Source organism: Gracilibacillus halophilus YIM-C55.5 (assembly GCF_000359605.1).
In the GTDB taxonomy this organism is placed as follows: Bacteria; Bacillota; Bacilli; order Bacillales; family Amphibacillaceae; genus Gracilibacillus; species Gracilibacillus halophilus.
In genome coordinates this window covers 22,494-33,062 of record NZ_APML01000074.1, presented here as the reverse complement: position 1 = coordinate 33,062, position 10,569 = coordinate 22,494, and the positions used below count along the sequence as shown (strand labels likewise).

12 protein-coding genes are annotated in these 10,569 nt (G+C 35.8%); 8 read left to right on the top strand and 4 right to left on the bottom strand.

Annotation, left to right across the window (positions count from 1 at the left end):
- Positions 1–107 precede the first annotated feature (107 nt).
- Entirely contained in the window at positions 108–1,373 is a 1,266-nt protein-coding gene (locus tag J416_RS13570; RefSeq protein ID WP_003473665.1) for a BaiN/RdsA family NAD(P)/FAD-dependent oxidoreductase, read from the bottom strand.
- A 203-nt stretch (positions 1,374–1,576) separates the two neighbouring features.
- Here J416_RS13570 and J416_RS13565 point away from each other — a divergent pair, with 203 nt between their 5' ends.
- Together J416_RS13565 and J416_RS13560 are read left to right on the top strand one after the other, a co-directional pair.
- Entirely contained in the window at positions 1,577–3,124 is a 1,548-nt protein-coding gene (locus J416_RS13565) for a putative polysaccharide biosynthesis protein (protein WP_003473663.1), read from the top strand.
- A gap of 97 nt (positions 3,125–3,221) precedes the next feature.
- On the top strand, positions 3,222–3,932 hold the full coding sequence (locus tag J416_RS13560; RefSeq protein WP_003473662.1) for a pseudouridine synthase: 711 nt from the start codon (positions 3,222–3,224) through the stop codon (positions 3,930–3,932).
- A gap of 67 nt (positions 3,933–3,999) precedes the next feature.
- Here J416_RS13560 and J416_RS13555 read toward each other — a convergent pair whose 3' ends face one another.
- Positions 4,000–4,218, bottom strand: a complete 219-nt coding sequence (locus J416_RS13555; protein WP_003473661.1) for an HTH domain-containing protein — start codon at positions 4,216–4,218, stop codon at positions 4,000–4,002.
- Positions 4,219–4,358: 140 nt separating this feature from the next.
- Between J416_RS13555 and J416_RS13550 the strand changes: the two genes are divergently transcribed.
- The 4 genes from J416_RS13550 (at position 4,359) to J416_RS13535 (ending at position 7,833) form a co-directional block, all read left to right on the top strand.
- Entirely contained in the window at positions 4,359–5,375 is a 1,017-nt protein-coding gene (locus J416_RS13550; RefSeq protein WP_003473660.1) for a potassium channel family protein, read from the top strand.
- Between the two features lie 2 nt (positions 5,376–5,377).
- Positions 5,378–5,941, top strand: a complete 564-nt coding sequence (gene thpR, locus J416_RS13545; protein WP_003473659.1) for an RNA 2',3'-cyclic phosphodiesterase — start codon at positions 5,378–5,380, stop codon at positions 5,939–5,941.
- Positions 5,942–5,956: 15 nt separating this feature from the next.
- The gene (locus tag J416_RS13540) at positions 5,957–6,862 is read left to right on the top strand and encodes a hypothetical protein (protein ID WP_003473658.1); all 906 of its coding nucleotides are present in this window, start codon (positions 5,957–5,959) and stop codon (positions 6,860–6,862) included.
- 158 nt (positions 6,863–7,020) lie between these two features.
- A complete protein-coding gene (locus J416_RS13535) occupies positions 7,021–7,833 on the top strand; it encodes a phosphotransferase family protein (protein WP_003473657.1) in 813 nt (270 codons plus the stop codon).
- Here the strand turns inward: J416_RS13535 and J416_RS13530 are convergent.
- Positions 7,814–8,098, bottom strand: a complete 285-nt coding sequence (locus tag J416_RS13530) for a YtzH-like family protein (RefSeq protein WP_003473656.1) — start codon at positions 8,096–8,098, stop codon at positions 7,814–7,816. The genes J416_RS13535 and J416_RS13530 overlap by 20 nt on opposite strands.
- Before the next feature lie 103 nt (positions 8,099–8,201).
- Between J416_RS13530 and trmB the strand changes: the two genes are divergently transcribed.
- Complete coding sequence (trmB, locus tag J416_RS13525) at positions 8,202–8,843, top strand: tRNA (guanosine(46)-N7)-methyltransferase TrmB (RefSeq protein ID WP_003473655.1); 642 nt, start codon at positions 8,202–8,204, stop codon at positions 8,841–8,843.
- A gap of 68 nt (positions 8,844–8,911) precedes the next feature.
- Here trmB and J416_RS13520 read toward each other — a convergent pair whose 3' ends face one another.
- Positions 8,912–9,226, bottom strand: a complete 315-nt coding sequence (locus J416_RS13520) for a hypothetical protein (protein WP_003473654.1) — start codon at positions 9,224–9,226, stop codon at positions 8,912–8,914.
- Between the two features lie 195 nt (positions 9,227–9,421).
- Between J416_RS13520 and J416_RS13515 the strand changes: the two genes are divergently transcribed.
- Positions 9,422–10,486 carry a M42 family metallopeptidase gene (locus J416_RS13515; RefSeq protein ID WP_003473652.1) on the top strand — a complete coding sequence of 355 codons (1,065 nt, stop codon included), beginning with the start codon at positions 9,422–9,424 and terminating at the stop codon, positions 10,484–10,486.
- Positions 10,487–10,569 lie beyond the last annotated feature (83 nt).

The following is a 10,569-nucleotide window of genomic DNA, read 5'->3' as shown; positions in this document are numbered from 1 at the left end:
TTTTTGTATCATGTGAATGGATCAAAGAATCGTTCAATCCACATGATAAAGCCCTTATTGCATCTGTGATTTTAGAATGGTCAACCTCTGTTTTATATTTATTTTAGTTAGTCATGACCAAAACTTTCCCAAGCGGCATGCATACCAGCAATTCTGCCAGTAACCATCGCTGCTGTTATATTATAACCACCCGTATACCCATGAATATCTAAAATTTCACCAGAAAAGTATAATCCATGGATCAATTTTGACTGCATGGTATTGGGAATGACCTCTTTTACTGAAACGCCTCCTCCTGTAACAAATGCCTTCTTTAATGGGAGGCTATCATGTACAGAGAAGGTAAAGGACTTCAAATCTTGGACTAAATGATAAATCTTTTCCCGGGAAATATTTGCGCCATTGAGATCAGATGAAATATCATTTCGTTCAAGTAAAAATAAGAAGTATCGATCTGGCACATACCCTTTATATAAATTTTTAACGCTTCTTTTAGGGTGTGCATTGGCTAGATCAAAAAACTCTTTTTCTAAGGAATGAAAATCAATATGAGGTAATGCATCAATCATTAATTTCACCGCTTGATTTCCTGCTTTCAATTCTTTAACAATAAATTGCGAACAACGTAAAACAGCAGGACCAGAAATTCCAAAATGAGTAAAGATCATATCCATTTGATGAGTAGTCACTTTTTTATCTTTTCGATTGAAAACTGTTAAAGCGATGTTTCGTAATGACAACCCTTTTAACGTATTTTCTTTTACGAAATGTTCATTCGATATAATGGGTACTTCAGTTGGATAGAGCTCAGTAACTGTATGACCTGCCTTTTCAGCCCATTCATAACCATCACCTGTTGAGCCAGTGTGCGGCACAGCTTTTCCACCAACTGATAAAACTAAAGATTTCGTTTGAATGGTTTCTTGATTCGATAATGTAATCGTATGACTATTTTCTCCGTAGTCAATTGTCTGAACGGGTGTATTGGTACGGATAGTAACTTCTAATCGTTCGAGTTCATCGAGTAAGGCTTGTACGACATCATTTGCTTTATTACTTGCTGGAAACATTCTCCCATGATCTTCTTCTTTTAATTTCACACCAAGTCCCTCGAAAAAATCAATGATATCATAATTGTTGAATATTGAGAATGCACTGTGAAGGAATCGCCCATTTCCGGGAATATGTCGAATCACTTCTTCTTCTGGTAAACGATTGGTCACGTTACATCTCCCACCACCAGAAATCGCTAATTTTTTCCCTAACTTATTACCTTTATCTAAGAGCAAAGTAGAAGCACCTTGTTCCGCAGCAGCAATAGCGGCCATTAAACCAGATGGGCCTCCACCAATGATTGTTACGTCATATCTCATGATTGCTAACGTCCTTTCTAAATTCTCTACATAAATTGTCTATAATTGACATAATTCTATTAATTTTCAGCTTTCTTATGTTAAAATAAATTATGGTACTACATTACGTATCCTTTATTGATAATTAGGTTGAAAATTTCATTTCTCCAAAAAAATGAAATACGAACAGTTGCTACACTATAATAATGAATCAAGGTGAAAAAATGTCAGGTTCGAATATATTACGCGGTACAATGTTATTAACAGGTGCCAGTTTTTTGTCTAAATTTCTTGGAATGATATACGTTATTCCATTTACAAACATCGTTGGTGCCGAGGGAATGACATTATATTCATTTGCTTATACACCATACACAATATTACTAAGTATATCAACTATTGGTGTGCCACTTGCTGTTTCGAAGTTCGTTGCTAAGTATAATGCATTAGACGACTATCAAACAAGTATGAATGCTTTTCGCTTGGGTGTTATCATAATGTTCATCTCTGGGTTTATTGCTTTTTTAAGCTTATATGCAGGATCAGGTTGGATTGCAGAGTTAACATACGATGAGCGAACACCAGATATTTCTATTAATGATGTTCAACATGTGATTAAGTGGGTCAGTTTTGCTTTAATTTTGTTTCCGAGTATGTCAGTTGTTCGAGGCTTTTTTCAGGGACATCAATCAATGGCACCTACAGCAGTTTCACAGGTTATCGAACAAATTGTACGAATTAGCTTTTTGTTAGTGTCAGTATTTTTGATCAAAGTTATTTTTGACGGCAGTAATCAAACAGCGATTGGATTTGCAACATTTGCTGCTTTTATTGGTGCGATTGCGTCTTGGATAGTATTGTTAGCTTATTGGCGTAAGCGAAAACCATTGTTACACCAACAAATTACCAATCAAACAAAAAAGTTTGACATTTCTAACCAACAAATCTCTAAAGAGTTGTTACAGTATGCTGGACCATTTATTTTAGTTGGTATCGCCATCCCGCTTTATCAATTAGTTGATCAATTTACATTCAGTCACGCAATGGCTGAAATTGGGCTAGAGGAAATTTCGAATATCGCATATTCTAGCTTTAATCTTCAAGGGCATAAGTTAATTAGTATTCCGATCACGATTGCGACTGGACTTTCACTTGCGTTAATGCCAGAAATCACAAAGTCATTTCAAGTTGGAAATCAACATCGATTAAATGAACAAGTGAATCAAGCTTTTCAAATGATTATGCTATTGATTTTGCCAGCTAGCATTGGTCTTATGCTATTATCCCATGAAATTTATGGTGGTTTATTTGGTTTAGATCATATCCATATATCAGGTCCATTGTTTGCATGGTATACACCTGCTGCTTTAAGCTTCGGTTTTTTTACTGTAAGTGCCTATGTATTACAGGGGATTGAGCAACAACGATTTACGTTAATTAGTTTATCAACGGGGATTCTAATCAAAGTCTTATTGAATGCTGTGATGATACAAACGTTTCATGAAAAAGGTGCCGTCATTACAACAGTAATTGCGTCAACTATTGCCGTACTGTTAAATATATGGAAAATTAAAAGCTCGATTGAATTTCCAATACGCTCGTTTTTGAAACGCATTATGCTAATGTTGATTTTCTCAGTGGTAATGGCCATTACAGTGATCGTTGTTAAATCGTTATTTGCTATATTTATAGATTACAATGATGGTAGATGGCAAGCATTAGTGATTGCTATTACGGCAACTGGGCTGGTGGATTGGCTTATATATACTTAGCGCATGCATCGACCTTATTAGAGCGTGTTATTGGAAGACGAATAACAATACTTGAGAAATTTTTACCTAGATAATTTACAGAATAGGAGTTGTTGGTGTGCGGATTGATAAGTTACTCAGTAATATGGGTGTCGGTAGTAGAAAAGAAGTAAAAGCATTGATGAAAAAGAAGAAAGTGTTTATCAATGGTGTGGCAGTAAAAAGTCCGAACACACAAGTAAACCCAGAAAAGGATCAAGTGATATGTGATGGTAAAGTCATTAAATATCAGAAGTACGGTTATTGGATGCTTCATAAGCCATCAGGTTATCTTTCTGCTACGTATGATCATCATCAACGAACGGTTATCGATCTTTTAGATGAGAAGATACAAATTTTTGAACCTTTTCCTGTCGGTCGTCTTGATAAAGATACAGAAGGTTTATTGTTGTTAACCAATGACGGACAGTTGGCCCATAAGTTACTATCACCGAAAAATCATATTGAGAAAACGTACATTGCAAAAGTTGATCAAACACTCACAAGTACGGATGTGGAGCAATTAGAACAAGGTGTTGATATCGGTGAGGGGGTTCTTACTCAGCCAGCGACAGTGAAAGTAATGAGTGATGAAGAACCGACAGTGATTCAACTGACGATTACTGAAGGCAAGTTTCATCAAGTAAAAAGGATGTTTCATGCAGTAGACAAAAAGGTGACTTACTTAAAACGAATGTCAATGGGTGGACTTGTGTTGGATGAGTTATTAACACGCGGGGCTTATCGTGAATTAACGCAGAAAGAAATCGAATGGCTCCAAGAATTATAAAAATAGCCAGTATCATGTTTGTTATACTGGCTATATACATATTATATATCGATGTTATCATACTTCATTAAGATATCTTTACTTTTTTATTTGTGATTTTCCAGCGCCCCCGACTTGGACTGTCGACTAGTCCATTATATGCCAGCAAATGTAAATCTCGTTGTACTGTACGATCTGTAATGCCGAATTCTTCTGCAATTTCGCTAGTGGTAACTGTTCCATTTTCACGAATAAATAAATAGACAGCTTTCACACGAGTAAGCATGCGGGTGGTTGATTGACTCAAAAAATCACTCCCTAGAAGTTTTCAACTCTTAACTTGAAGTAGATCTTGTTGTTACTGTATATTCTACATGTTTTTTTACTAATTTTCTAGAATAAATACGGTAATTTACAGACAATTTAAAAAATTTCGAGGTGACAAGGATGTATATTATTAAAAGGTTAGTAAGAAAGGTAGTGAAAATTTCTAATTATATACTATTTATTTCAAGCCTGTTGCTTGTATTTATGACTAGTATACTCATTGTATGGATTGAACCGGAAACATTTCCTACATTTTTTGATGGTCTATGGTGGGTAATGACAACTGTTACTACTGTCGGATATGGTGATCTATTTCCGGTGACATTTGAAGGGAAGTTATTAGCACTGTTTTTATACGTGTTTGGCATTGGCTTGATTGGTGTAGTCATTGGAAAGATTATTGATGGATTAGCCATTTACCGAAAAAAACGTGAAGAAGGTGATATTGTGTACAAAGATAAAGGACATTACATAATCATTGGTTGGTCGCAAAAAGCTAAGTATGCCGTACAGGAAATGATAGCAACAAGTTCTTCTATTGATATGATCATTATAGATACATTAGAAAAAGCACCATTACTCAATGATCAAGTTCAATATATTAACGGAAATGCAACAGATAAAGAAACACTGGAAAAGGCGAATATACAAGAAGCGAAATCAGTTCTTATTTTCTCAGATGATAATATTGTGGACGCAGAATTAGCTGATGGAAAATCAATGCTGATTGCTTCAGCAGTAGAAGCGATGGCCCCAGAAGTACATACCATTGTTGAAGTAATGGAAGAAAATCATTTGAAGAACTTTGAATATATGCAAGTGAATGAATTCATTATTTCAAATGAAACGATTTCTTCTCTATTTGTACGCTCGGCTTATCGGAACGGAATATCAGGAATATTTAGTCAATTGTTAAAAAGAACGAAAGGTGATGACTTGTACTATATTCCAGCAAAACAAACATGGAATACGTATCGTGATGCATTTAATGAATTGTTAGAGCAAGGTGCGACATTAGTTTCGGATCGGAATCAATTAAACATTAATCGTAAATTGGATGAAAAACTTCCAGATGATGCTGAATTATATGTTATTTGTGATACAACGACTTATCAAAAAATCTTAAAGGACGTTTAGGTATGCAGCTAAAATCAAGCCATTATTTTATCGGCATTCAATTAGATGACGACATAAAGCAATGGTTACGTACGCTTCAAAAGCAATGTCAAAGCCAAGGTTATCGTTATAACAATTGGGTACATCCGAATGACTTTCATATTACGTTACAATTTTTAGGTCCTGTTCAACAATCAACACTCGAACAATGGATTCATAAGTTAAAGACGCTTCATGATTGGAAAGCTTTTTCGCTAGTCATTGGAGGTTTTGGACATTTTGGCAAACAGAGTCAACCAAGAGTATTATGGGTCGATGTAGAGAAAACGAACTCATTGCAAATGTTATATGAGGATATTCAATCGTTGGCCCATGTAATGAATCATCCATCTGAAAAGCGGCCATTTCATCCACATATAACGTTGGCGAAAAAGTGGAAAGACCCAAATGTATTCATCCAAGAAGATGAAATCACGCAAACGACCGAAAAGAAATGGATCAAAGTGCACAAAGTGGCATTATTTGAAATTCATCCTAATCAACAGCCTAAATATGCTGTCATTCAAGAGATACAATTAAAGTCTTAAAGTGAGGCGGTTATATTGTCACAATTAATCAAATTACAACAATATATTTCACGGTATCAACATGATCTCTTCCATTATGCGGGACAATATACACGATTAAAGACGGATAACTGGAAGCGTCTAAAACTGATGTGGGAAGAACAATTATCTTTACATCAATTGCCGCAAGATCAAGAAGATGTTGAAGAGAAAAATGGAATCTGGAATTGGCGTTCTTTTTTTAAAAAACGTGAAGAAATTGATGATCACAGTGAAGAGGAATATGGAATAGATTTACCTCGTACGGAGGATGAATTAAAACACTATTTTCTTGATAACTTATTACCGTTTCAATTAAAATGGGCTTCTACTACAATTAGCCAAATGTCATTTCTCGATCCAATCTATTATGACGACTTAGTGTTGAAATATTTTTTACAACGTATACCAGACACACATTTTTTAATGTATCATCCTGTATTCGATATTAAAGCGACACCTATAGAAGGAGATATCATCCTAATCAGTCCAGTAAAGACAGAAATTATTCGATTAGTGGAGCGAACAGAGAAGGAAAATATCGTTGCGGGAAATGATAGGACCTGGTTTGTTGAACATAAAAATATGAAAAATAAGGTATTAAGTCCTTTGCTTTCTTTAAAGCGAACCGAAAAAATTGTGCAATCGATATTTGATAAATATAATATTGATTTACCCATTCAAAAGGTTGTTTTGTCACGTTCAAACGTGATACATTTTGACTATGAGCCATATCGTACGTCATTGATCGGTGTAAATGAACATGACTCATGGTTGAGACAAAAGCAGCAATTACGCTCACCGATAAAACATCGACAGTTAAAGGCGGCTGAAGCTCTTCTTCGCCACTGTGCGACAACTTCTGTCCGTAGACCCGAATGGGAACAAGATCATGCAGAATAATATAGTATTCGACAACGTTGATGATATATTTGTAAAAAATAGTTGAATTTATACTTGAAATTATCCCATGATATACGTTAATCTATTATTACTATTCTCGTTTTAAATCTATTATTTAATCATGATAAAATAACCAATCAAAGAAAGAGGAATTGAGGGTGACAGCTGTGGAACACATATTAGGAGAAGATTGGACCGTTGTACCTGCAGGCGGATCTACGGGTACTGCATATTATGCCAAGTCTGATCAGCGACGCTTATTTTTAAAACGAAATTCATCACCATTTTTAGCCGTCTTATCTGCTCAAGGAATCGTCCCGAAGTTAGTATGGACGAAACGACTAGAAAATGGTGATGTACTAACAGCACAACAATGGTTAGATGGTAAGGCACTAAATCCGGAAGAAATGCAGCATCCTCGAGTTGCTAAGCTCCTGAGTAAAATCCATCATTCCTCTGAACTTTTAGATATGCTGTTACGAATTGAAAAACAAACGCAGATGCCAACACAAATTTTGGCGAAAATGAAAGAGAAAGTAAAAACTACTGACGATGCAGATTGCTCATTAGTTATTCATAAAGCATTAAAATATTTAGAAGATCGTTTGCCATATGTCTATTATTCAAAGCCTGTTGTTTGTCATTGTGACTTAGTACACCATAATTGGATGTTGTCAAAGAATGGCGAATTATATTTGGTGGATTGGGATAATGCAAAAGTAGGAGATCCTGCCATGGATATAGGCAGAATTTTGCAATCCTATATACCAAAGCAGGAATGGGATCAATGGTTATCCCATTATGGTGAAGAAAATAATGCTCATTTCATGCAACGGATGCACTGGTATTTAATGATTGATGCCATTCATGGATATACTTGGAATGTTCGTCGGGATAAGATGAAAGTCGCACACCAACATATGAGTGAATTACAGCAATTGTTAGACCAAGTTAATGATTGGAATCTTTAATAACGTGTAGCCATTGTTGTATATCTCCTTGATGGTTTTGGATGTGCTGATCAATATTCGTAGCCAATCCACCCGTTTCTCCATACTGGTAAATTTGATCGAGGTGTGAAACGAGCTGTGAACCTTCCATATCAGGTTTTTGTTGAATGGAATGAATTAAACGTTTAATTTGCTCACATTCGGAATGGCTTCCACAGCATTCTTCTGCATGCAAACTGAGTAAATCGTATAATAAATCCAATTGATTCTGAACATTTAATACCATACTAATCCCACCTTTAATTGTAGCATGAGCGATTGGTGTGTATTTATTCATCACAATAGACAAACTCTAAACTGTGAGCAAGAATTAAAGGAGTAAAAGATGTATGAGAGCAAGATATAAACCGTGGGCGGCAGATTTTATTAAGGAAAATACTGATATTGTTTTGCCAGAACCGTCACAATATTTTGGGAAATGGAGGGAGTATTTTTCAAATGATGCTCCGCTTCATTTAGAAATTGGTACAGGGAAAGGTCAATTTATCAAAGGAATGGCAAAACAATACCCTAACGATAATTTTGTGGGAATCGAAATTGTTGAAAGTATTATTGTATCTGCGGTTCAAAAGATAAAGAAAAAACAGTTATCCAATGTTCGATTATTAAATGAGGATGCAATGGATTTAACGAGCATATTTGCTGAAAATGAAATAGATATGATTTATTTGAATTTTTCTGACCCATGGCCGAAAAATCGTCATGAGAAGCGTCGATTAACGTTTCCGTACTTTCTAAAGCAGTACCAACAACTTTTAAAGCCTGAAGGTAAAGTCGTTCTAAAGACGGATAATCGAGGGTTTTTTGAGTATTCGTTGGCAAGCATGTCGCAATATGGTTGTATTTTTGATGAAGTATCTTTAGACTTACACGAATTAGAAGACCCAACCAATGTCATGACGGAATATGAAGAAAAATTTGCGGCGAAAGGTCAGCCGATTTATCGGTTAATCGCACATATACCTAAGTAAAACTGCTCAACAAAAGTTTTGAGCAGTTTTTCTTTTACAATGGTTTGATTTATGTGTAGCGGATTCACTTATTGTTCTTCAAATACGTCTAAAATCGTTCCTGTTTTTGCATCGAGGTAAAATTGGACCGGTTGATGTTCACCGTTTATGTGTTTGGTAATCCCTCCTTGATAAATGTCATATGTTAATCCGTTTCGATCAATAGTTGTAGGTTTCATATAAATCCAAGAGCCACTCACCTCATAGTCTTGATTGAACATATTTTTGACCAGCTTCAATGCCCTTTCAGGTTTGATGTAAGAATGATTTTGAGTTGACAAATAGGTAATGTAACCTAACACAAATCCAGCAGCTGCTACACTAAAGAGTTTGGCCCATTTCAATATAAATCCCTCCGTATCTTTCCATCCCTTTAGTATATTTGATATCCATTTCATCATACGTAATACATTTCTTGAAAAGCAAGTCATGCGATCGTGAGCAGAGAAGTTTTTGTCATCATAACAAAAGTGGTATAGTAATTATACAAAAATTCTTATTTACGGGTGAAGTACACATTGATGTAAGGAGTGATAACAGTGAAACGTGAAACCTTAAATATGTTTCAAACGTTGACAGAACTACCTGGAGCTCCAGGTAATGAACATCAAGTACGAGATTATATGAAAACACAATTACATAAACATTCAGATGAAGTCATTCAAGATCGACTTGGTGGCGTTTTTGGTGTCAAGCATGGTGAAGGTCCAAAAGTGCTAGTAGCAGGGCATATGGATGAAGTGGCTTTTATGGTAACCCAAATTACCGATACTGGTATGATACGTTTTCAACCTTTAGGTGGCTGGTGGTCTCAAGTCCTATTAAGTCAGCGCGTGGAAATTTATACGGAAGACGGCCCTGTAATTGGTGTAATTGGATCGATTCCACCACATAATTTAACTGAAGAACAGCGAAAACAACCGATGGAACAAAAAAATATGCTGATTGACGTTGGTGCTGATGATAAATCTGATGCACAAGGAATGGGCATACGACCAGGTCAGTCGATCTTGCCTGTTTCCCCTTTTACACCAATGAAGAATGACAAGAAAATTATGGCTAAAGCATGGGATAATCGATATGGCTGTGGACTAGCGATTGATCTTTTAAAAGAAGTCCAACATGAACTACTTCCAAATCAACTGTATTCAGGTGCTACTGTGCAAGAAGAAGTGGGCTTAAGAGGAGCAAAAGTAGCTGCAAACATGATTCAACCTGATATTTTCTATGCATTAGATGCTTCACCTGCTAATGATATGAGTGGGGAAGATCAAGCGTTTGGCCATTTAGGAAAAGGCGCTTTGCTGCGAATATTTGATCGTTCAATGATAACAGATCATGGGATGCGTGATTTTGTTTTAGATACGGCAGAGAAGTACGATATACCCTATCAATATTTTATTTCGCAGGGTGGAACTGATGCAGGGAGTGTCCATATCAGTAATCAAGGCATACCGTCTGCGGTGATTGGGATTTGTTCGCGATATATTCATACACATGCATCGATCATTCATGTAGATGACTATGAAGCTGCGAAAGAATTACTAGTAAAATTGGTAAAATCTACTGATCAAACAACAGTTGATCAACTTCATCAAAAATAAAAGTGCAATCTAGAAGTAAATCGATTGATAATGATGTAAGTATAGATGCAATTGAATGTTACAAAATGTTTTCATTTCAAAAT

Coding starts and splice junctions, on each gene's coding strand:
- J416_RS13570 (WP_003473665.1), bottom strand. CDS start 1,373: ATGAGATATGACGTAACAATCATTGGTGGAGGCCCATCTGGTTTAATG.
- J416_RS13565 (WP_003473663.1), top strand. CDS start 1,577: ATGTCAGGTTCGAATATATTACGCGGTACAATGTTATTAACAGGTGCC.
- J416_RS13550 (WP_003473660.1), top strand. CDS start 4,359: ATGTATATTATTAAAAGGTTAGTAAGAAAGGTAGTGAAAATTTCTAAT.
- thpR (WP_003473659.1), top strand. CDS start 5,378: ATGCAGCTAAAATCAAGCCATTATTTTATCGGCATTCAATTAGATGAC.
- J416_RS13530 (WP_003473656.1), bottom strand. CDS start 8,098: ATGGTATTAAATGTTCAGAATCAATTGGATTTATTATACGATTTACTC.
- trmB (WP_003473655.1), top strand. CDS start 8,202: ATGAGAGCAAGATATAAACCGTGGGCGGCAGATTTTATTAAGGAAAAT.